Here is a 26,885-nt window from a genome sequence, read left to right as displayed (position 1 = left end):
ATAAGCCGTGGATCAGCCCATGTTTTCCTGGATCAGATCCAATACGCGGCGGGCGATATCGTCCGGGGCGTTGGTGTTACCGTCCTTCTCCACCGCCACTTGCACGCTATCACCAGTGGTAGTGAGGTGCACCTGATAGCGCTCGGCACGGGCTTCAACTTCTTCTTTGCTGGGCGCGCTGCCAAACAAGCTGCTGAAGAAGCCTGGCTTGTCATCGTCTTTCTTCGCCGACTCAGCCAAGTTGATGTAGTAGATACCCAGGCTGCGGTTGATGTCGTCGATGCGCACATCACCCATTTCCAGAGCACGGCCTACGCTGGACCAGGCGCGGTCAAAGTCCGCCCCCAGAGTCAGCACCGGGCTGCCGTTGCCGTCTTGCGACAAGCTCACCCGGTTAGGTGCGTCAAAGTCGCGAGCGGCCAACAACGACACCGAACCGCCCTGCTCGGCGCTACGGGCCAGGCTAACCAGCATTTCGTCAATCAGTGCGGCATCCACACTGGCATTGCTGCTGCGATTGGTGAAGGCCACATCGGCGCTGCTGCCAGCCGGACGCTGGGCGCTGACCACAAAGATTTCGCTGGTGTTGCGCTGTACGCCGGGCTCGATGCGCACCCGCACCCGCACTTCTTCGCCGTCTTGGGCATTGCTGCCCAAGCGCCGCAGGACGGTGCTCGACAACGCCGAGTAAGGTTGCCAGGCGGTGCTGAATTCACCGGTTTGCGCGCGCTCTTCAGCGATCTCAAAACCGTTATCAGCGAAGAATTGCCGCGCAATTGGCCATACTTCAGCCGGTACACGCTGTGCCACTACCCAACGCGAATCACCACTTTTCTGCAGGCTGAAATCACTGACATCAGCTTTGGCGTTCAAGGGCTGCGGACGCGGCACCTCAAACTCGCCCTTTGCGGTGCTGTTGGCCACTTGCTCAGGAATCGGCAGCAATGGATCCAGATGCTTAGCCTCGACGTCAGCAGGCACTTGCATCGGCGCGGTTTGCCGCGCTTCTAAGTAGTCACTGCCGCGATCGCGGAAGTAGCCATCTTCACCATAGATCCAGCCACAACCGCTGGTACTAGCGATGATCAGAGTTAGCGCAGAGAGTCCGGTGAATCGCTTCATGCGTAGTGTTTCCTCAATTAAACCAGTACGCCGGACTGGCGCAGGGCCTGACGCAGCGGTTCATGACAACGCGGGCTGAGCCAGGTCAGAGGCAGGCGGATACCTTCCTGCATCAGGCCCATCTCGTGCATCGCCCACTTCACTGGAATGGGGTTCGATTCACTGAACAGCGCTTTGTGCAGCGGCATCAGACGATCGTTGATGGCCCGGGCGATGGCTGCATCGCCACGCATGGCTGCGGCGCACATATCCGCCATGGCACGCGGAGCGACGTTGGCGGTTACCGAGATATTGCCCTTGCCGCCCATCAGCATCAGCTCAACGGCAGTCGGATCATCACCGGAATAGACGAGGAAGTCCTTGCCTACGCGATCCAGCACTTCTTGCGCGCGCTGCAGATCGCCAGTGGCTTCTTTGATGCCGATGATGTGGTCGATTTTGGCCAGACGCTCGACGGTTTCCGGCAGCATGTCGCACACCGTGCGGCCCGGTACGTTGTAGAGAATCTGCGGAATGGCTACCGACTCAGCGATATGCCGGAAATGTAAGTACAACCCTTCTTGGGTCGGTTTGTTGTAGTACGGGGTCACCAGCAAGCAAGCGTCAGCGCCTACTTCTTTGGCCGCGCGGGTCAGTTCGACCGACTCACGGGTGGAGTTACCACCAGTACCTGCGATGACAGGGATGCGCCCAGCCACCTGATCAACCACGCGGCGGATGACCTCCACGTGTTCGCCGACTTCTAGCGTGGCCGACTCACCCGTGGTGCCGACCGCTACGATGGCGTTGGTACCCTCTTGCAGGTGGAAGTCCACCAACTTGCTTAGGGCAGCCCAATCAAGATTACCTTGCGCATCCATGGGCGTAACCAGTGCCACCATACTACCCGCAATCATGCAACCGCTCCTGCCGGAAAATGAGAGCCGTAATGGTACTGGTGCCATCTGCCTTGTACAAGCGAAGTCCCGCCGCCTATTTAAGCAATATTGCTCAGATATTCATGAATCAACCGCGCTTGCCTGCCCTGCCAGCATTCCCCTCAGCGGTGCTTTTCGCTAACCTGCCTGCTTTGGTCGGTGCCATCACTGTGCAGCGGCCGCTTATTGGTTTAGGAAGGCTGCATGTCCACCCCCCCAGTTCGCGAACAATTCCTACTTATTAGCGCCCTTGGCCCCAATGCCATGGAGCTGACTAACGTGCTGTGCCGCACCAGCCACGAGTGCCGCTGCGCAGTCATCAGCACCCGCCTGAGTCGCCACGGCGAGTACAGCGCACTGGTTCTGCAAATCTCCGGTAGCTGGGATGCCCTGGCGCGACTGGAGTCGAGCCTGCCGAGCCTGGCGAAAAAGCACAGCTTCTCTGTCAATGTGATTCGCAGCGCGGCAGCGGAAAATCGTCCGCAAGCCCTGCCTTACGTGGCCTACGTCAGCTCGGTGTATCGCCCGGACATCCTCAATGAGCTGTGCCAGTTCTTTATCGACCATCACGTCGAGCTGGAAAACCTCACCTGCGACACCTATCAAGCTCCGCAAACCGGCGGCACCATGCTTAATGCGACGCTGACCGTGACGCTGCCGGCCGGCACGCAAATCAGCTGGCTGCGCGATCAGTTCCTCGACTTTGCCGATGCGCTGAATCTTGATGCCCTGATCGAGCCTTGGCGCCCACAGAATCCATAAGGAGCCTTTGCATGGCTGTAGCACTCAACACCCCCGTCGCGGACTTTCAGGCGCAAGCCACCGGCGAGCAGCAGATCCAATTGTCGGCGCTCAAAGGCCAGCAAGTGGTGCTGTACTTCTATCCGAAAGACGCCACTCCTGGCTGCACCACGGAGGGCCAAGCCTTCCGCGATCAATACCCGGCCTTCCAAGCGGCCAACACCTTAGTCTTTGGCGTGTCCATGGACAGCCTGGCCAAGCACGAGAACTTCAAAGCCAAGCAGGAATTTCCGTTTGCGCTGATCAGCGATCCAGAGCATGAGCTGTGCGACCTGTTCGGCGTGTATCAGCTGAAGAAGAACTACGGCAAGGAGTACATGGGCATCGTGCGCAGTACCTTCCTTATCGATGCTAACGGCGTGCTGCGTCAGGAATGGCGCAATATCAAAATCGCCGGCCACGTCGACAAGGTCCTGGCAGCCGCCCAAGCCCTGCAGCAAGGCTAGATCGCACAGGATAAAAAAACCGGCCAATGGCCGGTTTTTTTATAGGCCGCGCTTGGCTAGGCCTCAAGCCTTGCGCAACCAGTAGCGGAAAATTCCGCTCTCTTCTTCCTCACGTAACAGCTCATGGCCAGCTAATTTCGCGAAGGCGCGAAAGTCCCGTTGCGAACCGGCATCGGTGGCGAGCACATGTAGCACTGCGCCGCTGGCTAGGCGATTGAGTTCAAGTTTGGCTTTCAGTAACGGCATGGGGCAGTTAAGGCCGCTGGCATCGAGTTGCGCGTCGAAGTCTTCGGCACGCCATTGCAGATCAGTCATGAAGTCACTCCCTGGGGGCTGCAGAATACCCAAGGCTGCACAGCTCTGGCCAGCACTGCTACGAGGCAGCTACAGTAGAGACTTTGTCCATCACGAGTTTTGTGCATGACACTTTTGCGCCCAACCCTGCTTACGCTTGCCTGCCTGCTGGCCATGCCCAGTTACGCAGATGACTTGCCGTCACTGGGTGACGCCAGCTCGGCCCTGGTTTCGCCACAACAAGAATATCAACTCGGTCGCGCTTGGCTCAGCCTGCTGCGCGGCCAAGTCAGCCAACTGGATGATCCGCAGCTTAAAGAGTTTGTCGAAAACAGCGTGTATCGCCTCAGCGAAACCAGCCAGGTGCAGGATCGCCGCCTCGAATTTATCCTGCTCAACAGCCCGCAACTGAACGCCTTTGCGGCCCCCGGCGGCATCGTCGGGGTCAACGGCGGCTTGTTTCTCTATGCGCAAACTGAGGCCGAATATGCCTCGGTAATGGCCCACGAATTGGCGCACTTATCCCAGCGCCACTTTGCCCGTGGCCTCGAAGCGCAGCAACATATGCAACTGCCAGTACTGGCCGGCATGCTCGCCGGCATCATCGCTGCCGCCGCCGGTGCCGCCGATGCTGGCATTGCCGCCATTGCCTCAACCCAAGCCGCAGCCTTGCAAGAGCAACGCCGCTTCTCCCGGCAAAACGAGCAAGAGGCCGACCGTATCGGCCTGCTCAACCTGGAGAAAGCCGGCTTTGACCCCCGCGCCATGCCGACCATGTTTGAGCGCCTGATGCGCCAATACCGTTACGACGCTAAACCGCCGGAGTTTCTCTTGACTCACCCGGTGTCCGAATCGCGGATCGCCGACACCCGCAACCGTGCCGAGCAGTACCCCAATAGCGGCGTCTCCGACAGCCTGCGCTACCAACTGATGCGCGCCCGGGTGCAACTGATTTACGAAGAAACCCCAGGCGTGGCAGTGAAACGCTTTCGCAGCCAGCTCGATGAAAATCCTAAGCTCGATGCTGCACGCTACGGTTTGGCCATTGCCCTGACTAAAAGCGGCCAGGCCCAGCCCGCCCGCGAGGCCCTACAGCCGCTGCTGGCCGGCGCACCGAATGACATCACCTACAACCTGGCCATGATCTCGGTGGACATGTTCAATAACCGCCTGGATGACGTGCAGAGCCGGGTCAAACGCATGCTCAGCCTGTATCCCAGCAGTTATTCGGTGAACCAGGCCAATATCAACCTCCTGATGAAGCAAGGCCGTACCCAGCAAGCCGAACAAGCCCTGGATCAGCTGCTCAAAAGCCGTCCGAAAGACCCCGACGTGTGGTATCAGATGGCCGAAGTACGCGGCCTGCGCGGCAACACAGTGGGCCTGCACCAAGCCCGCGCGGAGTTTTTTGCCTTGGTGGGCGACTACAAACAAGCCCTGCAACAGCTGGACTTCGCCAAGCGCCGAGCCAACAACAACTTCCAACTGGCCTCCCGCATCGATGCCCGCGAGCGCGAACTGCGTGAAGAGCAGCGCCTGATCGAGCAAATGATGCGCTAACCGCCAGCGGCCTGCGGCCTGCGGCCACCTTGAGCCTGAGGGTTTAAGGCGGCCGCAGGTCAGGCTGATTGGGCCAATGGCCTTGAGCTACCTCGCCATCGCCATAATCGGACTTGCCTGCTCCCTCAAACGCCCCTAGCCCTAGGCCAGTAAAGCGTGCAGCAGGCCAATAAAAAACGCCGCGACTCATTGTTGAGACGCGGCGTTTTTAAACTGACTTAAGCCCAAACAGGCCCAGCACTAGGCCTTATGCGTTGCCACTCAGCTTCAGCTTGGCGGCATGGGTGAAGTCGAGCATGCGCTTAAGCGGTTTGATTGCCTTGGGTATCAGCGCCGGATCAACGAAGATTTCGTTGCTGCCTTCACGCAGACAATTCAGTGTGCGCTCCAAGGTATTCATCGCCATCCACGGGCAGTTGGCACAGCTGCGGCAAGCCGCGCCGTTACCTGCGGTGGGCGCCTCAACAAATTCTTTATCCGGGCACAGCTGCTGCATCTTGTAGAAGATGCCGCGATCGGTGGCGACGATAAAGGTCTTGTTCGGCAGGCGCTGCGCCGCAGCGATCAGTTGGCTCGTAGATCCAACCGCATCAGCCAGCTCAATCACCGCAGTCGGCGACTCCGGATGCACCAGTACGGCGGCCTCCGGGTATAAAGCTTTCATATCCTGCAGCTGCTTGGCTTTAAACTCTTCGTGAACGATGCAGGCACCGTCCCACAGCAGCATGTCAGCCCCGGTTTTATTCTGGATATAACGCCCCAGATGCTGATCCGGCGCCCAGATAATGCTCTCACCGTTATCCATCAGGTGCTCTACGATTTCCACCGCGCAACTGGAGGTCACCACCCAGTCAGCCCGGGCTTTAACCGCGGCCGAGGTATTGGCGTAAACCACCACGGTGCGATTGGGATGCTGATCGCAAAAGGCCGAGAACTCATCCACCGGGCAACCTAAGTCCAGCGAGCAAGTCGCCTCCAAGGTTGGCATCAACACACGTTTTTCCGGGTTGAGGATCTTGGCTGTCTCCCCCATAAACTTCACACCGGCCACCAGCACGGTTTGCGCGGGGTGACTGTTGCCGAAGCGGGCCATTTCCAAGGAGTCGGAGACGCAACCGCCGGTCTCTTCCGCCAAAGCTTGCAGGACCGGGTCACAATAGTAGTGGGCGACTAAAACTGCGTTTTGCTTTTTCAGTTCGGCGGCAATTTCGGCGCGGTAAAACGCCTCTTGCTCGGGAGTTAGCGGCTTGGGCTGCTTGGCATCGAGGTGAGCCTGTACCAGCAAGCGTTCAGAAATTTGCGTCATGTTCGCAAGACCTGCAGGCGCGAATTGCGCGTAAGTCGAGTATACCACCGGCTCTTGGCCCGTCTGGGTTGCGCCGGGAGATCTAGGGTGTTCATCAGGCACGGTTACCACTGAAGCTGCGCAAGGCTACAGAATATCCATTGAATTCAAAAGCCTATTCTACCCGGCGAGGTAAAACAGCAGCGGGTTCAATGTTAGTAGACTTCTCTTAAATCCATAGGCTGTTATCTTCACTAACACGCCGCCAAGGAGGCAAGCCCGTGGATTACTTTGCCGCACTCACAGCTTTTGTTGAGGCCGCACAAACCAGTAACTTCTCCAGCGCCGCCGAGCACCTCGGCATCAAGGCCTCGACCGTGTCGCGCTATATCCGCGACTTAGAGCAAGACTTAGGGATTGCCCTGTTCAATCGCTCGACCCGCAAACTGCACCTGACCGAAGGTGGCGAAACCTTCTTAGCCCGCGCCCGGGTAGTGCTGAGTGAACTGGAACAAGCCAAAGCCGCGACCTCTGCACTCAATCAACATCCTCGCGGCGTACTCAAACTCAACCTCCCCCCGGCTTTTTGCCGCCTGCACGTACTGCCGCTGCTCAAAGACTTTTGCGCGCAGTACCCGGAGATAAAGCTGGAGCTGGTGCTGGATAACAGCACGGTCAACCTTATTGATGCCGGCGTGGATTTAGCCATCCGCATCGGCACCTTAGCGGAGTCTGGGCTCAAGGCTCGCAAGTTGGCCGATGAGCACATGCGACTGTGCGTCAGCCCGCAGTTCGCGAACCAGCAGCCCATCCCCACGAATCTGAGCGAGCTTAGTCGCTTGCCGCTGATTCTAGGCACCTCGGTCCATGACCCACTCACGCTGATCACCGACAGCCGTCAACTGGCCAGTAAAACCGCTGACATCCTGCGTATCAGCGACTTGGAGGCGCGCTTAATCGCCGCTAAACAGGGCCTGGGCGTCGCCCTGCTACCTGACTGGCTGGCCGACGCGGCCATTCGCCGAGGCGAGCTGCACAGCTGGCAACCTGAGCGGGAGCCGCTGTACAGCGCGCCGCCCACGGCGATCTGGTTTGTGTACCCACCTAAACGCATCGTCTCGTCGAAGGTGCGCTGCTTTATCGACTTTGTTCTCGCCCAGCTAGGCCCTGCACCCGACTGGAGTGCACTCAGCTAAAGCGAATATCCAGCGAACGCAGATAGGTTTGCAGGCCGGCATCCTGAATGGGGATAAGATACGCCTCGCGGTCTGCCTCATTGAAATGCGCATGCCAATAACCTGGCGGCGTGACAAAGGCCAGGCCCGGCGCCCAATCGACGCGCTGCGGATTCACAATATGCCCGTCAGCATCAAGCTCAGTCCCCACCAAGGAATAACAGCCTGGCGGACAATCAACGATAAAGTCCAAGGCGATGGACTGGTGCCGATGGGGCTTTTGTACCGAGCCAGCCGGCAGAATGCCATACATGGCCCAGAGCACATGGGTCACGGTTCGGGTCTGGGGGAAGTTTCGATTACCGAGCAAGATGCTGATCCGGCTGCGATCCTGCGCATGCGGGTCATCCGCCGCCTCACGCAACTTGGCATTGGCCACAGCAGAGGGATAGAGGGTGGGCGCAAAACGGTCCACCACCTGCTGCACACCGAGATAGCGCAGCAATGGCTCGTCATGCACATAGTAAAAGCGTGCATCTTCACTGGCGCGCAACTGGGTAGGATGCAGGCTAGGCAAGGCAATAAAGCTGCCGGCCGACCAGTCAAAAGCATGCTCAGCCTGACTCAAATGCCCCTTCCCGGCTATCACATACAGCACCTGTGAGGTGGCGTTGGGGTGCAGGGTTAATGTGTCGCCCGCATTAAGACGAATAAAGTTGGCGCACAGTCCCGGCCCGGTCGCGGGGCCCTGACACTCCAGCACATCACTTAAGTCCAGCGGCAACACCCGCGAGGGCCCGTCGGCATACAGCGACGCAGGAAAACTGCGGTAAGGAATGCGGCTGATCAGCTTGGCACTGATCGGATTAGCCGCCTTGCTGTACTCGAAGTACTCGGCCTCATGCTCATAAGCGCTCAACGTGGGGAGGGTTTCACGGTTCATCTGGCTATCCTCATGGTCTGCACGGCTGGAGGAATCACTGTACGAACTCGCGGCCACAGCAAACAGCACTGTGGCGGCATAGCAGTTGTGCACAAAAGGGCATGTAGATTTTCTAAAAACGAGGCTGGCATAACCTGCCTCAGTGCAGTGGTCATCCGCTTCTTGATGCCACTGCACTCGACAAACAGGCCTGCTCGCCCGCCCTATCCACTCGGAAACAGGCCGTCCTGCATCAAGGCAAATAACCCGCCTGCGCCTCCCGCAATGTGTGCAAGACCTGCCGTATGACAGGGCCAATAACACTCAAGGCCTGCGCACTCAGCATATTTTCATGGGTGCATTTGACCTCATGTACAGTCACCCCATGGCTAACGTACTCCTGCCACTCATATGGGTCATGGACCAAGCCACCCTCTTCCACCTGCAGCGCCTGGAAGAACAGCACCTCGCCATTAAAGCGATGCGGTGAAAAATTACGCAGCAAACGCGGGGCATCCCGGAGCTCAGCGAGAATTCGCTCGAAAATCTGAGCCTCATAACTGGCAAGGGGATGCTCTAACTCGGTCAACCTGAGCTTCAGATTGGCGATAGTCAGCGACTCTGCCTGCTCCGGCACTGCGCCACATAATGACTCGAATAGCGCCTTGAGGCTCTCGGCATCGCTACGCACCATGTCTTTATAGAGATGCCAGACTGGATAACCGTCGAGCAATGCCAGAAATGCCACCTCCTGCCCCTGCTCCTGCAGTAAGGTCGCCACTTTATGCGCCAAATGGCAGCCAAACGACCAACCCAGCAAGGCATAAGGCCCTTGCGGCTGAACACTGAGGATCTGCGCCAGATAATCCTGCGCCATGCTGTCTATCGAGTCTGGGCTTTCACCGCTACTCAACCTGCGCGCCTGAATCGCATACAGCGGGTGATTGTCTATGTAAGGAATCAATCCCGCATAGGACCACCCCAAACCACCACCAGGATGCAGGCAAAACAATGGGCTTTGCGTGCCCTCACGTTTAAGGGGCAATAACACATCCAGAGAGTGATCCTGCGCCTGTTCCTCCAAGCGCTGCGCCAGCAAAGCGACCGTGGGCGCCTCAAACAACGCGCGAATACCGAGCCGTACGTTAAAACGCGAAGCGATCCGGTTCATCAACCGCGCAGCCAACAGTGAGTGGCCGCCAATTTCAAAGAAGTTATCCTCAACACCTACGCTGTCCAGCTCAAGAATCGCAGCAAACAGCTGACACAGCTCTTGCTCTTGTGGAGAGCGCGGGGCCTGTATTTGTGCCTGTTTAATCTGCGGCTCAGGCAACGCCCGCAGATCAATCTTGCCGTTGGCCGTCAAAGGGAACGCCGCCAGCGGGACCAATGCGGCAGGCACCATGAAGTCCGGCAACTGCCCTTTGAGATAGGCCAGCAACGCCAAGCTATCGTATGGCTGACCGTGCTCGGCAATCACATAAGCCACCAGTTGCTTGCTGCCCTTGACGCCCTCTCGGGCAATAACCAAGGCTTGAGAGACAGTTGGGTGTTTGCAAATGACACTCTCGACCTCTGCGGGCTCAATACGAAAGCCTCGAATCTTCACTTGCTGGTCTATACGCCCGATAAAATCCAGCTGCCCGTCATGGCGCCAGCGCACGACATCGCCTGTACGGTACATGCGGCTGCCAGGAGGGCCATAAGGGTTCGCGACAAAATGCCCCGCAGTCAGCCCTGGCCGGTTTAAGTAACCCCGCGCCAGCCCCTGCCCCGCGACATACAACTCGCCTGGCGTGCCGATGGCCGCAAGCTGCAGGCGTTCATCCAATACATACAACTGATCACCGTCCAAAGCCTGGCCAATAGGAATCGTGACATACGGTGCATCGGCCTCGCTAACCCGGTAAGAACAGACAAACGTGGTCGTTTCTGTAGGTCCATAGGCATTAATGATGGCACTGGACGGATAATGCTCACGCACTCTCCTGACGGTATCTCCTGAGATGGCTTCGCCACCGGTAAAGATTTCCTGCAGGCCCTGTAAGCACTCAATTTGTTCCTCCGCCAACAGCCGAAACAAGCCTGCCGTGAGCCACGCAGCAGTCACTTCGTGCTCAACAATGGTTCTGCTCAGCGTCGGTAAATCCAGCTCGTCACCAGGAACAATTACGCCCTGATGGCCGTTGAGCAAAGTTGCCCACAACTCATAGGTAGAGGCGTCAAAAGCATGGGCAGAGTGCAGCAGGATTCTGTGTCGCAAACCTGCTGACCAGCGCTGATCCTGAGCCAAAGCAATGATGCTTGCCTGAGTGATGGCAATGCCTTTTGGCTCACCGGTTGAACCTGAGGTGAACATGAGATACGCCAAGCGGGTGCCAGGCAGCGCTTGCTGGTTAGCAACGCTCACGGCTGCTGCCTGTCCCGTGCTGCCCTCGCGACTCACCGTCTCAATAAACGTCACAACAGGCAGGTCTGCCTCGGCGTAGGTTTCATCGACCAGCAAGATGCGCAGCTTAGCCTGATCAACAATATGCTGCCAACGCTCCCGTGGGTCACTGCCGCGCAGCGGTACATAAAACCCGCCGGCCTTGATCACCGCTAACGTCGCCACCACCCAAGACAGTGAGCGCTGCATCAACAAGGCGACCCCAGACTCGGGTTGCAAGCCACACTTCAACAAGCGTTGAGCCAAGTGGTTTGCTTGGGCGTCGAGCTGCGCATAGCTCAAATGCTGCTGTCCGCAGACCAGTGCGATTGCATCTGGCGTGCGGGCAACCTGTTGGGCGAACAGTGCTGCCAAGTCTTGCTCAGGCAACCCGGCGCGGTGCTGTGGCAGCCACTCAAGCAAACGCTGACGCTGCTCGGTACTTAATAGATCAACCTGACTCAAACGTCGCTCAGGCTGCTCGGCAACCTGATGCAGCAGGCGCACAAAGTAGCGAGTAAAGGCTTCGATGGTCGCGTGATCGTACAGCTCACTGGCGTAATCAACCTGTGCCTCCAGCGCGATCACTTTGCCATGAGCATCCAGACGCTCATCGAAGTTGCAGGTCAGATCGAACTTAGCCGGACTAAATCCAATGGGCTCGGCCCGCACTTGCAGATCAGGAAAATCAACACGCTCATGGCTATTGTTCTGCAGCACCAGCATGACCTGAAACAGTGGATGGCGTGATTGACTGCGCACAGGGTTTAACGCTTCAACCACACGGTCAAACGGTACATCCTGATTGGCGTAAGCGCGCAGAGAATATTCGCGCAGCTGGGCCAACAAGTCAGTAAACGCAGGGTCTCCAGCAGTATCGAGGCGTACAACCAGCGTATTGACAAAAAAGCCCACCAACTCGGCTAAGGCTTCTTCTGTACGCCCCGCCACCACTGAGCCCAAAGCAATATCGCGACCTGCGCCGAGCTTGCTCAACAGGCCCGCCATGGCGGTCTGTAGCAACATAAACAGGGTGACACCTTGCGCCTGCGCTACGCTTTTCAGGCGTTTATACAAAGCCTCATCAATTGAGTAGCTTACTCGAGCGCCTTGATTACTCAGCAATAAAGGCCGCCGTCGATCCGTCGGCAACGTCACTTCTTCCGGTACACCCGCCAGGGTTTGACTCCAGAAATCAATTTGCCGAGCCATCTGGCTATCGGGATCGCGACCATCGCCCAACAGTTGCTGCTGCCACTGCGCATAGTCCGCATACTGCACAGGCAGTGCTGGCCAATGCGGTGGCTGGCCGCTAAGCCGTGCGCTATAGGCCGAAGCCAGATCGCGCCAGATGGGCCACAACGAACCACCGTCACAGGCAATATGGTGGAACACCAGCAACAGCACATGCTCCTGAGTGTGTTCCAAGGCGAACAGCCAGCCACGCACGGGCAGCTCCTGGCTCAAATCAAAACCACGCTGAGCGGCACGATCAATTTGTTCAGCCAGTCCGGCTTCAGCCAGTTGCCGACGCTCAAGCTCAACCTTGGCCACGTCCAACGGCAAAATATGCTGATAAGCCTGTTCATTGTGAATGCGATACAGCGTGCGCAGCACTTCATGCCTGGCCAGCACATCATTCAACGCCGCTTGCAACGCCTCAGCTTGCAGCGCTCCTTGCAGGCGTATAGCAAGCGGCATGTTATAGGTGGCTTGATCATCGAGCTGGTCGAGTAACCACATCCGTTGCTGGGCAAAGGACAATGGCGGGAACGCTTCGCGCGGCTGTGCGCTCAAGGCGGGTCCGGCCTCCTGCCCTTCACCAAGACGCTTGGCCAGTTGCGCAACCGTAGGCGCTTCAAATATGGCCCGAATCGGCAACTCAATATCGAAGCGAGAGCGGATCAGGCTGACCAGCCGCATGACCAGCAGTGAATGGCCACCCAGGCTGAAGAAGTCGTCATCCATGAACACTTCATCCACCCCAAGCACTTGGGCAAACAAGCTGGCGAGGATCTCCTCCTGCAAACTTGCGGCCTGCTGCCGCCCACCGTGATGGCTCAGCACCGGTGCTGGCAAAGCGCGACGGTCAAGTTTGCCATTGATCGTCAGTGGCAAAACCTCTAGCAGCACGATCGCGCTTGGCACCATGTAATCGGGCAGGCTATCACCGAGGTAATCACGCAGCGCCTGAGTCTCTAATGCGGCGCCCTCCACGGCGGTGACATAGGCCACCAGTTGTTGATGACCGGGGCGATCTTCGCGCAGCAGGACAGCGGCGTTGGCAACCTGGGGATGCTCGCTGAGCGCCGACTCGATCTCCCCCAGTTCAATACGGAAACCACGGATTTTCACTTGCTGGTCAGCCCGGCCCAGGTAACTCAGGCTTCCATCCTTGCGCCAGCAGGCCAGGTCGCCGGAGCGGTACATGCGCGTGCCCGGTAGGCCGAATGGGTCTGCAACAAAGCGTGTAGCGCTAAGGCCAACTTGATGCAGATAACCACGGGCGAGCCCTGCCCCGGCAATGTACATCTCGCCCTCGACACCCACCGGAACCGGGCGCAAAGCATCATCCAACACGTAGATGCGTAAATCGGGAATAGCGCAGCCGATCAAGCTATCGCGCTCACTGCGCGCCTGCTCAGCATCGAGTGGCTGGTAGCTCACATGCACCGTAGTTTCGGTAATACCATACATATTGATCAGGCGTGGGGCGTCTGGCGCATGCCGCGCATACCAGCGCTCTAGGCGCGCCAAGTCCAGGGCCTCGCCACCAAAGATCACATAGCGCAGGGCTAATTGATCGCCCAATTGGGCAGCCTGCTGGTCGGCTTCGATCAACTGATAAAACGCCGATGGGGTCTGGTTGAGCACCGTGACCTGCTCATCGACCAGCAACTGCAAGAAGGCCGAGGGCGAACGGCTGACGTCATAGGGCACGATCAGCAAGCGCCCACCCTGTAGCAACGGGCCCCAGATTTCCCAAACCGAAAAGTCGAACGCGTAGGAGTGAAACAGCGTCCAGACATCCCGCTTATCAAAGTTAAACCAAGGCTGGCAGGTGCTAAACAAACGCACCACATTGCGCTGGGTGATCTGCACACCCTTGGGTTTGCCTGTGGAGCCTGAGGTGTAAATGATATAGGCCAGACTGTCTGGAGTCAGAGGACGAACGCGTTGTTCATTGTGCAAATCTTCAGCGCTGAACGTGCTGATCAACGCCTGACTTTCTTCCTCATCAAGCAGCAGAGAAGGCCCTCGCCAATCAGGAAGCTGCGGCACCTCGCGCTGGCTTAGCAACAACCTAGGCCGCGCATCAGAGAGAATAAACGCCAACCGATCCGCCGGGCTGTGCGGGTCCAGCGGCAGGTAGGCGGCCCCGCTTTTGAGCACGGCCAGCAGGGCTATGATCATCTCGTCCGAGCGCGCCAAGGTCAGCGCCACAATGTCTTCGCTGCCCACACCCTGGCTGACCAGATAACGGGCCAGACGATTCGCCCGCTGATTAAGCTCAGCATAAGCAAGCGTGGTCTCGCCCACACTCAAGGCGGTGGCGTTTGGCGCTTGCCGAACTTGCTGCTCAAACAGCTCAATCAGGCTGACGCTTGCTGGTTCGCTGGGCAACTCTGGCCAACGCAGCGCCTGTTGCTCGTGCGGCAACAGCAAAGGCAAGGCCCCAATCGGGCGCTCAGGATGCTCCAGCAGGCCTTGCAGCAGGTACTCAAAGCGCTCTACCACGCGCGTAATCTGCTCCTGATCAAATAGCGACGGCAGCCAACTAAAGCGCAGTAGCAAGTGCTTGCCTGGCACTGCGATCAAGCCCAGCGGGTAATGCGATGCATCCCCGCCTGCATGTCCGGCCAGACGAACATCCAACGCCGTTGCAGAGCTATCAGCTGAACTGTCCAGCAGCGGGTAATTTTCAAAGACCACCAGGGTATCGAACAACTTGTCGTGGCCACTGTCGGCCTGGATCGTCGTCAGCTCCAGATACTGATAGTCAAGCAACTGCGTTTGCTCAGCCTGCAGACGTTGCAACAATGAACTAAAGGACTCGGCCAGGCTGAAGCGCAGGCGTAATGGGATGGTGTTGATCAAGAGCCCGACAACGTGCTCGACACCCTCCAACTCACCTGGCCGCCCCGACACCGTGACGCCAAACGTCACATCCTGCACACCGCTCATCTCGCCCAGCAGCACGCCCCAAGCGCCCTGAATCAAGGTATTGAGCGTCACCCCCAAGCGCTTGGCCAACTGCCCCAACTGCTGGGTTTGCACCTCGCTTAAGTTGCGCTCCAGCGCCAAAGGCCGTTTATCCGTGCTGACTCGCCCTCTGGCCAGACACGTAGGGCTGGATAACCCTGCCAGCGTCTCACACCATACCTGACGCATGTGCTCCTTGTCGCGCTGACTCAGCCACTGCAAGTACTGACGATAGGCGTTCGCTGGCGGCAAGCGAGCAGGCTGGCCAGCGGCGTGATAAAGCGTAAATAACTCGTGCAGCAGCACCGGTATCGACCATCCATCCAACAGCAAGTGATGGTTGGTAAACACGAGTTGATGCAGCTCATCCTCAAGCCGAATCAGGGTAAAGCGCAGTAATGGCGGGTCCAGTGGATCAAAGCGTTGCGCGTAATCGGCCAGCAGTGCGTCTAGCAGCGCCTGTTGCTTAGCCTGTGCGGGTAACTGGCTCAGGTCCTGCTCATGCCAAGGCAGCGGCAAGCCACTCAGGACAATCTGCGCGGGCTCGGCCAACTCCTCATATTCAAAGCCACAGCACAGATGGCGATGGCGCTGCAGCAGTTGCGCCACGGCCTGTTTGAGTGCAGCACGATCCAGGCGGCCACGCAGTTCAAAGTTCTGCTGAACGTGATACGCCTCACCGCCGTCGGTGTCGTCAATCAGATGGAACAGCAAGCCCTTCTGCAATGGGGACAAGGGAAGCATTTCAATCACTTCAATACTCATTTCTTCTTACCCCATTTGCTTTGCAGTGCATTAATCGCTGATTGATCAACGTCCACCATGCTCAAGTCAGAAGGCGTCAAGCCGCCCACCGTTGCCGATTCAGTGAGCTGTGAGAATGCTTGCAACCAGTAGAACCAGCGCTCGGCCAGCGCCTGGATATCCCCCTCAGTGAATAAGCCTGTGGCCCATGTCCAGTTGGCCACTAATACGGTTTCGCCTGGCAGGTCCTCTGCTACCGCGTTGAGTGAAATAGCGTGGGGCAAGGCGAAGTCGGCATCGGCCCTTGGGTCCAAGTCCGCGGATGCTTTGACCGGAGCCCAGTCACGCTCATCACCTGCCGCCATCCGCCCCATGTAGTTGAAGCCGATCTGCCGCGCAGGCCGTGTGGCCAGTTGTTCGCCCGTGAGCGGGTTGAGGTAACGCAGAAGGCCAAAATCCAGGCCATTGCCGGGCACCTGACGCAACTGTTCTTTGATCCGTTTGATCGCCTGCCCTTGGCTGTCCAGGTCTTCAATGCGCACCTGTCCGGGGTCCAGGCATAGCGGATAGAGGCTGGTAAACCAGCCGACCGTCCGCGATAGCTCCATGCCCGCCACCGCCTCACGGCCGTGACCTTCGACATCGACTAAAACCGCCGAACCCAACCCGACCTTAAAGCGTCTGCGCCAATCGCTGATGGCGAGAGCAAATGCCGCCAGCAGCACATCATTCACCCCGCCGTGGAAAAGCGCAGGCACGCTGCCGAGCAAGGGTTGCGTGACACTGCCGGGCAAGCGCAACTGCAACGAAGCGCTGCGCTGCGTGGTGTCCTGGCGTGGCTCCAGCGCTCGCGCGCTCAACAGCGGATCAGGCGTGTTCAGAGTCTCAAGCCAGTACGGCAGTTGTCCGGCACGTTGCGCGGCCTCGGCTACCAGTCCGTGCGCCCAGGCTCTGAATGAAGTCGGCACCACTGCCAATGACGCGTTTGCGCCACGGCTGCGTGCTTGCCAGGCCGCCGCCAGATCAGTCAGAAGAATGCGCCAGGAGACCCCATCCACAACCAGGTGATGCAACGCCCAAAGCAAGCGACCCGGCCGCTGCGGACCGCGATCAAACCATATGGCCACCCCCATTCGCCCTTCTGCGGGAGATAAACGCCGCTTCGCCTGCTCGGCATGGCTAAGCATGTGCTGATGCAGTTGCTCATCATCCAGCGCCTGTGCATTGACCACCTGCCACTCAAACGCGGCTTCAGCCTGTTCGGCATCAGGGATTTGCAGGCTCCAGAGTTGATCATCGCTACGGCTCGCACGCAGACGTAGTACGTCATGCTGGCGAACCAGCAACGTCACAAGCTCATGCAGCTCCAACGCATTAATCTGGCTGGGCACCTGAATCAGAACCGCTTGGGCAAAGCCTTCAATCGGCCCAGGGTTAGCCGCCAACCAGTGCATGATCGCAGTGGCAGGTAAGCTGCCAACGGCGGCGAGCTGGGCTTCGCTGGACACTTCCTCCAGAGGCGCAAGCTGCACGGCCAACGCCACCGGGCTCTTATGTTCGAAAATATCCCGAGGTAATAGACGCCAGCCCCTGAGCCGCACGCGGGCCACCAGTTGGATTGCACTGATGCTGTCCCCTCCCAGCTCGAAGAAGCTGTCATCGATCCCGACCTGTTGCAGACCAAGCACCTCAGCAAACAGCTCACAGAGCATTTGTTCACTCTGATTACGTGCTGCTCGTGCATCACTGGCGCTCAATTCAGGTTCAGGTAAAGCGCGCACGTCCAGTTTGCCGTTCGGCGTCGTTGGTATGGCCTCAAGGCCGACCAAGGCGGCAGGCACCATGTAATCCGGCAAATGGCCAAACAGGTACTGCCGCAGACTTTTGAGGTCGAACTCAGGATCATTCAGTACGACATAACCCAGCAATTTCTTCTGCCCGGCCTCTCTTTCGCGCAGGATAACCGCCACCTGCGCCACGGCTGGGTGTTGCAGCAACACCGACTCGATTTCCCCAAGCTCTACCCGGAAGCCGCGAATCTTGATTTGCTGATCGGCACGCCCCACAAAGACCAGCTGACCATCAGCACGCCAGCGCACGACATCGCCGCTGCGGTACATACGGCTGCCCGGCGGGCCATAAGGGTTGGCCACAAAACGTCCGGAGGTCAGTGACGCTTGCTTCATGTAACCGCGGGCCAGACCTTGCCCGGCAATGTACAGATCACCGTCCACACCCGGCGCTACGGGTTGCAGATACGCATCCAGTACATACACCTGAGTATTGATGATGGGCGTGCCGATAGTTGGCACGGCTCGTCCTGACAAGGCGCTGCTCATCGTCGCGCAGACGGTGGACTCACTGGGGCCATAGGCATTGATCATCTGCCGCCCTTTTGACCAGTGCTCAACCAGCTCTGGCTGACAAGCGTCACCGGCCACAACCAAGGTTTTCAAGCTTGGCAAAGAGCGCTCTTTGGACATGACCGCCAGACCTACCGGCGGCAAGGTGGCATGACTCACACGCTGCTCATCAATCAACTGACACAGGGCATCACCCGGCAACAAGCTTTCGGCATCGGCAATGACCAACGCGGCACCATTGAGCAGCGCCATGCTGATATCCCAGAACGCAGCATCGAAGCTCGGCGAAGCAAACTGCAAAATACGGCTCTGCGGGCTGATCTGGAATGCTTCTCTGACGCTGGTCGCCAGGCTGTTAATGCCCCGATGGGTGACCCAGACCGCCTTAGGACGGCCGGTGGAGCCAGAGGTGTAAATCACATAGGCAGCGTTATCGACGTGCAAGGTGCGGCCCAGCGCTACTGCTGGCGCATCACTAAGGCTGTCCAGCAGCGCCTGCGTTTCGGCGGTAGTGAGGTCAAGATACGGGCAGTCAGCCCCAAGCCTTAGCGCAGTTTGCTGATCACTCAGCAACAAGCGGGGCGTTGCATCTTCGAGCATGTAGCGCAGACGTTCCAGCGGGTAATCAGGGTCCAGTGACAGGTAGGTGCCTCCGGCCTTGAAGATCGCCAGCATGCTGACAATCAACTGCACAGAGCGTGGCAAGGCGATTGCTACGACATCCTCAACGCCGACCCCCATCACCTGTAAATGCCGCGCCAAACGCTCGGCCTGCTGGTTTAACTGGGCATAGCTCAGGTCAATGCCATTACCGCACAAGGCCTGGGCGTGCGGGCTGTGCTGAGCAAAGTACTCAAACTGCTCAGGGAAGGTTTTAGGCTGTAGCGTTTCGCGGTGGTGGACGCTCCACTGGGCAATGATTTGCTCATGTTCTGGCGGCGGCAGTATGGACAACTGGCTGATCGGGCTTTGCGGTGCCTCGGCTATGGCCGCCAACAGGGTGTTGAAGTAGGCGGCCATGCGCGCAATCGTCGGCGCATCGAAGAGGTCTGTGGCGTACTCGATCTCCCCTTTCAGCTCGCCGGGCTTTCCATCGACTGAAGGCCCTTCGATTACATTGAAGGTCAAGTCGAACTTGGATACAGCCAGCTGCGGCATCTCGATATGCGACTGCAACTGATCCAGCTCAAGTGTTCCGCCAGCCTGGTTCTGCAAGACCAGCATCACTTGGAACAATGGGTGGCGAGCCAGAGAACGTTCAGGATTAATGGCATCAACCAACGCTTCGAATGGCACCTCCTGATGCGCATAGGCTTGCAACGCCTGCTCCCGCACACGCTTGAGCAAGTCCGCAAAAACCGGGTTGCCGGAGACATCCGTACGCAAGACAAGGGTGTTGGTAAAGAACCCTACCAAGGGCGCCAAGGCTGCATCACTACGGCCAGCCACAGCCATTCCCAACGGGATGTCGACGCCCCCGCCAAGGCGGCTCAGCAAGGTCGCCAGGGCGGCTTGCAGCAGCATATACAGGCTCGCATTGTGCTGACGCGCCAGGGCAAGCAATCCCTGGTGCAATGCAGGCTCAATGGTGAAACGCAGGTGTTCGCCACGGTAACTGGCGGTCATCCCTCGGGGGCGATCAACAGGCAATGCCAGCTCTTGGGGAAGATCGCTCAGGGCTGTGCGCCAATAATCCAGCAGGTAATTCAAGGCGCTGCTGGGGTCTTGTTCATCGCCCAGGAACTCCCGTTGCCAAAGTGCGTAATCGGCATACTGCACCGGCAACGCCTCAAGCTGAGGCAGATGCCCCTGAAGCCGGGCGTTATAACTGTTCGAAAAGTCGCTGAGCAGCGGTTCCAGAGACAGACCATCACTGGCAATGTGGTGCATCAAAAGCAGTAGTGTTGCCTGCTGATCGCCCTGTTGGAATAACCAGGCGCGCAATGGATTCTCCCGCGTTAAGTCAAACAAATACGCACTGGCTTGCTGCAATGCCTCAGGCAGTTGCTCGGCACTTACTTGCTGACTCACCCATTGGCAAGTTGCCTCTTCCACACTGACGATATGCTGATACGCCTGCCCGTCTGCACCTTCATGAAAATGCGTGCGTAACGACTCATGGCGCTTGACCACATCATTCAACGCCGCCTGCAAAGCCTGCTCATCCAACACCCCATTGAGGTGCAGCACCAATGGCATGTTGTAAGTGGCTTTGCGCCCTTCAATACGGTCAATCAGCCAAAGCCGTTGTTGGGCAAAGGATAACGGCAAGTGCTGAGGCCGCAGTTTTGCCTCCAATGCCGGGCGAGCCGGTGCGCCTTGCGTCAGTACGCCAGCCAGTTGGGCCACACTGGGGGCCTCAAACAAACGGCGGACACTGACTTCGACCTGGAAGGTCTTGCGGATATTGTTGATTAAGCCCATGGCCAACAGCGAGTGGCCACCCAGATCAAAGAAGTTATCGTCAATGCTGACCGACTCGACGCCCAGCGTGTCGGCAAACAGCCGGCATAACAGCTCCTCTTGGGCGGTGCGCGCCACACGCCCTTGGCCAGCGGCAAACTCGGGAGCGGGCAAGGCGCGCTGGTCGATCTTGCCATTGGCCGTCAAAGGGAAATGCGATAAGCGCACCACTGCCGCCGGCACCATGTAATCCGGCAAATGTTCCCTGGCATACGCCAGCAACTCAGCCGTTGCACAGCTCATGCCTTCTTGAGCAATGACATAGGCCACGAGCTGCTTGATACCAGGGCGGCTTTCAATACCTTTAACCAGCACCTGTGCCACGCCAGAATAACGGGCCAAAACAGACTCAACCTCGCCCGTTTCAATTCTGAAGCCACGGATTTTTAACTGGCTATCATTGCGCCCCAGATACTCCAACACCTGCTCAGGCAACCAACGCACCCAATCTCCGGAGCGGTACAAACGCTCACCTGGCAGGCCAAAAGGGTTAGCCACAAAGTGCTTGGCGGTCAGCCTTGGGTTATTGATATAGCCCCTGGCCAAGCCCGCACCGGCAATGTACAACTCGCCAGGAACCCCAACCGGGACCGGTTGCAGCTGCTTATCCAGAACATAGACCTGCGTATTGTCCAGCGGCACGCCGATAGGCACCGACGTGTGCTTCGCCATGCTTGAACGCAGTGCGTGCACGGTTGTAAAGGTCGTCGCTTCAGTCGGCCCGTAGCCATTGATGATGGTCTGCTGTGGATGCCTGGCCAGCAAAGCATCCACGGACGCTTTAGGCAGGACATCACCACCCGCTAGAATTTGCTGTACGCCGGCTAAGGATTCAGGATCTTCTTCAGCGATCAGCCTGAACAAGCCAGCGGTCAGCCAGAGCGCCGTGACCTTCTCCCGCACAATAAGGCGAGACAGCGAGGCAACATCCGGCGTGCCACCAGAGGCGACGACTAATTGCCCACCGTGGAGCAACGGCACCCAGAACTCGAACGTTGATGCATCGAAAGCCAGCGGCGAATGCAACAACACCCGCTGATAATTGCCTTGCTGCCAAAAGCGATCACAGGCCAAGGCGATGACATTCTTTTGGGTAACCGCGATGCCTTTGGCAACGCCGGTTGAACCTGAGGAATACATGATGTACGCCAACGCATCGGCTGCAACCACAAGCTGCGGGTTGCCCATCTGTGCCTCATCGACAGGACGTGTTACATCCTGATCAATCAACACCACATGCTCCACCCGCAGTGTTGAGGGGTCTTGCGCCGAATCACATAGCAAGACCTGCACATCAGCAGCGTCTAGCATGGTTTGTTGTCGCTCAACGGGATCGCTAGGACGCAGGGGCACATACGCACCGCCGATTTTGACCGTTGCCAGGATCGCTACCACACACTCGAGCGAGTGCTCCAGCAACAGCCCAATCCGCGGTTCGCTGTCCTCAACCAGCTGCAACAAGCGCTGAGCCAGTCGGTTAGCCATCGCATTCAACTGCCGGTAGCTAAGCTGGCGAACACCATCGTTGGCCGCGACATGCTCTGGCGTCTTTCGCACCTGCTGTTCAAACAAGGCCGCCAAGGTGTTTTCAGGCAATGGATGATCAGTGTCATTCCACAGGTGCAATACTTTCTTGCGCTCTTGCGCCGGTAACAGCTCGAACTGGCTGATACGCTGATGAGGCTGTTCCACAATAGCGCTGAGCAGCCACACAAAGCGCTCGGCAAATGCCCTTATGCTGTGCTCATCGTAGAGATCAGATGAGTACTCAATGCGCCCATTCAGAACGTTGCCATTTCGGTCTTCATCAAAGATAAATAACAGGTCGAATTTTGCTGTGCTGACGGCTAGCTCCAGCTGCTCGACCTGTAACGGTGCGAAGTCCGCAGTCGATCGCTCGTGGTTTTGCAGCACCAACATGATCTGAAACAACGGGTGCCGGGACAATGACCGCACTGGGTTGAGCTCTTCAACGATTCGTTCAAACGGCACATCCTGGTTAGCCATGCCCTGCAAAATGGTTTCCCGTACCTGAGCAAGCAGACTGGGCATATCGGGGTCAGCAGACAAATCTGTGCGCACGACCAGTGTATTGACGAAGAAGCCGACCAAATCACTCAGGGCCTGATCCGTACGCCCATCCACAGCCGTACCAATCGGGATATCTGTACCCGCGCCCATACGATGGAGAAACGCGGCAAGGCTTGCCTGCAACAGCATAAAGAGGCTGACAGCATTATCCTGCGCCAAAGCCTGTAGCTTTGCGTACAGCGCTGCTGGTAACGGCAGGGCGACCTGAGCCCCTTGATGGGTCGGTGAGGCCTGACGAGGACGGTCTTTGATCAGATTCAACTCATCAGGCAGGTCAGCCAGTTGCTGCTTCCAATACTGGATCTGTTGCAGACAGGTTTGTGTCGGATGCTGTTCGTCCCCCAGCAACTGACGCTGCCACAGGCAATAATCGGCATATTGCACAGGCAGCGCCGACCACTCTGGCTGCAACCCTTGGCTACGTGCACGGTAGGCTGTGGCCAGATCGTTCATCAATGGGCGCAGCGATCCACCATCACCCGCCACATGGTGAATCAGCAATAACAACCGATAACGCTCAGAGCCCAAGGCATACAGCACACCCTTGACCGGTAACGCTTGGGATAAGTGGAAATGTTGCTGACTATCCTCGGTAATACACTGCAGTACTTGCTGCGGCTCAACCTCTTTGCGTTCGAGCGCAAACGCCAGCTGTTGTGCCTCGACGATCTGCTGAACAGCAGACTCCCCTTGCCGAAGCAGTAAGGTACGCAAGCTCTCATGACGCAATAGCACATCACGCACAGCCAGGTTCAGACAGGCCTCATCCAACGGACCTTGCAGAGCAAGAACAAGCGGCATGTTGTAGGCCGAGCTTGGCGCCATATCCTCAAGGAACCACAGGCGCTGCTGAGCAAAAGACATCGGTAGCAGAGCCGGACGTGTCAGTTGCTTAAGCGGCGCACGCGCGGGAATAAATCCGCGATGCGCCATTGCCTCGCACAACTGCTCAACAGTGGGCGCATCGAAAATCGCTTTTAGCGGTAACTCCATCTGGAACAGTGAGCGGATGCGGCTTACCAACTGCATCGCCAGCAACGAATGGCCACCTAAATCAAAGAAACTTTCATCGATTCCAGGAGGCGCAATCGCCAAAACCTCAGCGAATGCGTCGCACAGTTTCTGCTCCCAGAGGGTAGTCGGCAGCTTTTTACTACGGGCTTCGAACAGTGGCTCAGGCAAAGCCAAACGGTTGACTTTGCCGTTCGGCGTCAAAGGCAGGGCCGGCAACACCATGATTGCCGCCGGCACCATGTACTCCGGCAGATGCGCGCTGATCGCCTGGCGCAAGTCCTGACCGCTCAGTGTATGCCCGTCCTCGGCCACGACATAACCGACCAGATTCTTTTGCTCATCCCGAGCGATAACCACGGCACTTTTGACACCTGGGCAGTGCGCCAAAACCGTTTCGATTTCACCAAGCTCAATTCGGTATCCACGAATTTTTACCTGGTTATCGACACGCCCAAGGAAGTACAAACGGCCATCCTCGCGCAGATATGCCACATCGCCCGTGCGATACATGCGGCTGCCAGGCGCGCCATAGGGGTTGGCGACAAAACGCTCACTGCTTAAGCCCGGCCGCGTCAAATACCCCTGCGCAAGGCCGTCGCCACCGATATACAACTCTCCAGCCAAGCCCACAGGGCGCGGCTGCAGCGCAGAATCCAGAATATAAACTTGAGTATTGGCAATGGGTCTGCCTATCGACAGGTCATCGCCACTGCCCTCACCCAGGACGTCCAAAGTCGACCAGATGGTTGTTTCGGTCGGGCCGTAAACGTGAAGAACCTGATGCGCCAGACGGCACATATCCGTGGCTAGACGACTGGGCAGCGTATCGCCCCCCACCAGTGCCGTCAGCGCAGTTAAAGCGCTAGATTGGTACTCCACCAAGCCTTGCCACAACGCAGGTGTACCTTGCAGGTGGGTGATTTGCTGGCGGGTTATCTGCTGCGCCAACAAGGCCGGATCAACTGTGGCCTCGCGAGAGGCAATGACCACTTCGCCGCCGCAAATCAGCGGTAAAAACAGCTCAAGACCGGCAATATCAAAGCCGAGAGTAGTGGTCGCCAAAAAACGATCACCCAGCTTCAGCTGCATCTGTTCCTGCATGGAAAACAGAAAATTGCTTAACGCCCCATGGGAAACCACCACGCCTTTAGGCGTTCCGGTAGAACCCGAGGTAAATAAGACATAGGCAGCATCCAGCCCGCTTAGTGAAGCCTGAACAAAGTCTGAAGAGTCATAGCTCGCTACCTCAGCCTGCACCAGAGCGTCGTCAAGTGCGCAGCATTGCATCCCGGGGAAAGCCTGCGCACTTGCACTCTCAAGTAACAACAAAGCCGGCGTACCCACCTTAAGAATCACTTGCAGACGTTCTTTCGGGTAGTGAGGGTCCATCGGGATGTACGACGCTCCAGCCTTAGCAACCGCCAGCAACGCCACCAGCATCTGCGTAGAACGGGGTAACAAAACACCAACCCCCATCCCCCTGGAAACACCCAGGCTTACCAGATAGCGGGCCAGGCTATTGACCCGTCTATTGAGTTGAGAATAAGTCAGCTGTTCGGCGTCATCCCTTACAGCCAGTGCATCCGGTGTTTGCGCCACCTGCGCTGCAAATAACTCAATGAGGGTCAGATCGGGGAACACGCGTTGGGTTTGATTGACCTCCCCCTGCGCTCTTTGGGCTGCGTTCTTATTCAACAAGTTGAGCAAGCCAATGGGCTGATCGGTATTGCTTAATACCTGCGCAAAAAAATCTGACAGACCCTCTGCATGGGCTTGCAACTGACTTTCATCGTACAAATGGCTATTGCCATCCAACCCCAAAACCACGCTGTCCGCTGCATCATTGCAGAAGAAAAATATATTTAGATCTTTAGCAGGGCCATTACCAATATGGTGCGGATTCGCCACACAATCAGCGAACTGCGGAAGGCTGCCAAAACTCTCGATATTGATAGTGGTTTTAAATAACTCCTGCTGGCCAGTCAGCAAGTTTAGTTCACGAAGAAGATCTTCATAACGGAATCGCTGATGCAGTAATACTGCTTTAATTTCTGATCGAACCTGTCCCAACACTGTCTGCAAGCTGCTGCTTGGCAGTAACGTTAAGCGCATGGGCAAGATATTTGACATTAACCCAGGAATAGCCCGTAGAGCCCGCCCTACTCGCCCAGTCACGGGCAAGCCAATAACAACATGATGCTGATCAGCCACTTTATAGAGATAAAGACAAGTCAGTGTTATCAAAAATTGAGAAAAACTGGCGCCCAACTCTTTCGACTGTTCACGCAACCGCGTGACCAAGGCAGGAGATAAAGTCTTTCTATAACGGCAAACGCTGCCGTCAGGTGCTTCTTTACCTGACAAACTAGTAGGTTCGGGTAAATCAGAAAAACGCGAGATCCAAAAACTTTTATCGTCTTCAAATTTAGAAGAACTGCGATAAACAAGATCAGAAGAAATCAGACTTTCGAAAGATCCAAACTCACAAGCTGGCGGCAACAGCTTGAGCAACGTTGCATTGTAAACATCAGCCAGCCTATTAATGAATAAATGAGTACCCAACGCATCCTGGACAATGTGATGGTATCGCTCATAAAAAATAAACTTATCTTTATCATATTTGATTAAAGCAAAGTGGAACAACGGCGAAACAAATAAGTCACACGCCTTTTCGCTGTCGCCCGCCATGTATTGATGTGCTGCATGAAGGGGATCCGCATCTGAGCTAAAATCCAGAACAGTCAGCTCAAAGTCCACATCTATCTCAAATAGCTGGCGGATCTCATGCTGCTGACGAACAAGCCGAATATGCAAAGTTGGAATTTCTGCGACCACCAGACGGACCGCCGATTTAAAGCTTTGCATCTCGACAACACCATCAATCAGCCAGTAACCACTGACATTAAAGTTCTGAGGGTGCTCACTTAGCTCATGCCCCCAGAAAACCCCCATTTGAGCAGACGTCAAAGGAAAGTGCGCTGGCAATCCAACTATATTATTCATGCGTGCCTCCATGCACCACATCAACACATCCAAGCAATAGCAGGCGGCATAACC

11 protein-coding genes are annotated in these 26,885 nt (G+C 57.2%); 4 read left to right on the top strand and 7 right to left on the bottom strand.

The annotated features are described in order from the left end of the window. Positions 1-12 precede the first annotated feature (12 nt). Together bamC and dapA are read right to left on the bottom strand one after the other, a co-directional pair. Complete coding sequence (bamC, locus tag NTD81_RS06635) at positions 13-1,122, bottom strand: outer membrane protein assembly factor BamC (RefSeq protein ID WP_262180759.1); 1,110 nt, start codon at positions 1,120-1,122, stop codon at positions 13-15. Positions 1,123-1,139: 17 nt separating this feature from the next. Then, positions 1,140-2,018 (bottom strand): 4-hydroxy-tetrahydrodipicolinate synthase, encoded by an 879-nt coding sequence (gene dapA, locus NTD81_RS06630; RefSeq protein WP_262180757.1) that lies wholly within the window; start codon positions 2,016-2,018, stop codon positions 1,140-1,142. A gap of 225 nt (positions 2,019-2,243) precedes the next feature. Here dapA and NTD81_RS06625 point away from each other — a divergent pair, with 225 nt between their 5' ends. Beyond that, on the top strand, positions 2,244-2,801 hold the full coding sequence (locus NTD81_RS06625; protein ID WP_262180755.1) for a glycine cleavage system protein R: 558 nt from the start codon (positions 2,244-2,246) through the stop codon (positions 2,799-2,801). Positions 2,802-2,812: 11 nt separating this feature from the next. Then, positions 2,813-3,286: a peroxiredoxin gene (locus NTD81_RS06620; RefSeq protein ID WP_262180753.1), complete on the top strand. Its 474-nt coding sequence runs from the start codon at positions 2,813-2,815 to the stop codon at positions 3,284-3,286. 63 nt (positions 3,287-3,349) lie between these two features. Here the strand turns inward: NTD81_RS06620 and NTD81_RS06615 are convergent, their stop codons facing one another. Further along, on the bottom strand, positions 3,350-3,601 hold the full coding sequence (locus NTD81_RS06615) for a sulfurtransferase TusA family protein (RefSeq protein ID WP_262180751.1): 252 nt from the start codon (positions 3,599-3,601) through the stop codon (positions 3,350-3,352). A gap of 105 nt (positions 3,602-3,706) precedes the next feature. Here NTD81_RS06615 and NTD81_RS06610 point away from each other — a divergent pair, with 105 nt between their 5' ends. Beyond that, positions 3,707-5,140 (top strand): M48 family metalloprotease, encoded by a 1,434-nt coding sequence (locus NTD81_RS06610; protein ID WP_262180749.1) that lies wholly within the window; start codon positions 3,707-3,709, stop codon positions 5,138-5,140. 247 nt (positions 5,141-5,387) lie between these two features. Here the strand turns inward: NTD81_RS06610 and nadA are convergent, their stop codons facing one another. Further along, positions 5,388-6,446, bottom strand: coding sequence for a quinolinate synthase NadA (nadA, locus tag NTD81_RS06605; RefSeq protein ID WP_262180747.1), 1,059 nt, complete (start codon positions 6,444-6,446; stop codon positions 5,388-5,390). A gap of 260 nt (positions 6,447-6,706) precedes the next feature. Here nadA and NTD81_RS06600 point away from each other — a divergent pair, with 260 nt between their 5' ends. Beyond that, positions 6,707-7,621: a LysR family transcriptional regulator gene (locus NTD81_RS06600; RefSeq protein WP_262180745.1), complete on the top strand. Its 915-nt coding sequence runs from the start codon at positions 6,707-6,709 to the stop codon at positions 7,619-7,621. Here NTD81_RS06600 and NTD81_RS06595 read toward each other — a convergent pair. From NTD81_RS06595 to NTD81_RS06585, 3 genes are all read right to left on the bottom strand, one after another. Next, positions 7,614-8,543 carry a cupin gene (locus tag NTD81_RS06595; protein ID WP_262180743.1) on the bottom strand — a complete coding sequence of 310 codons (930 nt, stop codon included), beginning with the start codon at positions 8,541-8,543 and terminating at the stop codon, positions 7,614-7,616. The genes NTD81_RS06600 and NTD81_RS06595 overlap by 8 nt on opposite strands. 232 nt (positions 8,544-8,775) lie before the next feature. Further along, positions 8,776-15,918, bottom strand: a complete 7,143-nt coding sequence (locus NTD81_RS06590) for an amino acid adenylation domain-containing protein (RefSeq protein ID WP_262180741.1) — start codon at positions 15,916-15,918, stop codon at positions 8,776-8,778. Beyond that, entirely contained in the window at positions 15,915-26,831 is a 10,917-nt protein-coding gene (locus NTD81_RS06585; protein ID WP_262180738.1) for a non-ribosomal peptide synthetase, read from the bottom strand. The genes NTD81_RS06590 and NTD81_RS06585 overlap by 4 nt, the downstream gene beginning before the upstream one ends. Between the last annotated feature and the right edge of the window lie 54 nt (positions 26,832-26,885).

It is taken from the genome of Pseudomonas sp. 5P_3.1_Bac2 (genome assembly GCF_025465995.1).
Taxonomy (GTDB): Bacteria; Pseudomonadota; Gammaproteobacteria; order Pseudomonadales; family Pseudomonadaceae; genus Aquipseudomonas.
The sequence above is the reverse complement of the archived record's forward strand: the minus strand, read 5'-3'. Positions and strand labels throughout refer to the sequence as shown.

What these genes read in the sequence shown, in the direction of transcription:
- bamC (WP_262180759.1), bottom strand. Translation starts at nt 1,122, where the DNA reads ATGAAGCGATTCACCGGACTCTCTGCGCTAACTCTGATCATCGCTAGT.
- dapA (WP_262180757.1), bottom strand. Translation starts at nt 2,018, where the DNA reads ATGATTGCGGGTAGTATGGTGGCACTGGTTACGCCCATGGATGCGCAA.
- NTD81_RS06625 (WP_262180755.1), top strand. Translation starts at nt 2,244, where the DNA reads ATGTCCACCCCCCCAGTTCGCGAACAATTCCTACTTATTAGCGCCCTT.
- NTD81_RS06620 (WP_262180753.1), top strand. Translation starts at nt 2,813, where the DNA reads ATGGCTGTAGCACTCAACACCCCCGTCGCGGACTTTCAGGCGCAAGCC.
- NTD81_RS06615 (WP_262180751.1), bottom strand. Translation starts at nt 3,601, where the DNA reads ATGACTGATCTGCAATGGCGTGCCGAAGACTTCGACGCGCAACTCGAT.
- NTD81_RS06610 (WP_262180749.1), top strand. Translation starts at nt 3,707, where the DNA reads ATGACACTTTTGCGCCCAACCCTGCTTACGCTTGCCTGCCTGCTGGCC.
- nadA (WP_262180747.1), bottom strand. Translation starts at nt 6,446, where the DNA reads ATGACGCAAATTTCTGAACGCTTGCTGGTACAGGCTCACCTCGATGCC.
- NTD81_RS06595 (WP_262180743.1), bottom strand. Translation starts at nt 8,543, where the DNA reads ATGAACCGTGAAACCCTCCCCACGTTGAGCGCTTATGAGCATGAGGCC.
- NTD81_RS06590 (WP_262180741.1), bottom strand. Translation starts at nt 15,918, where the DNA reads ATGAGTATTGAAGTGATTGAAATGCTTCCCTTGTCCCCATTGCAGAAG.
- NTD81_RS06585 (WP_262180738.1), bottom strand. Translation starts at nt 26,831, where the DNA reads ATGAATAATATAGTTGGATTGCCAGCGCACTTTCCTTTGACGTCTGCT.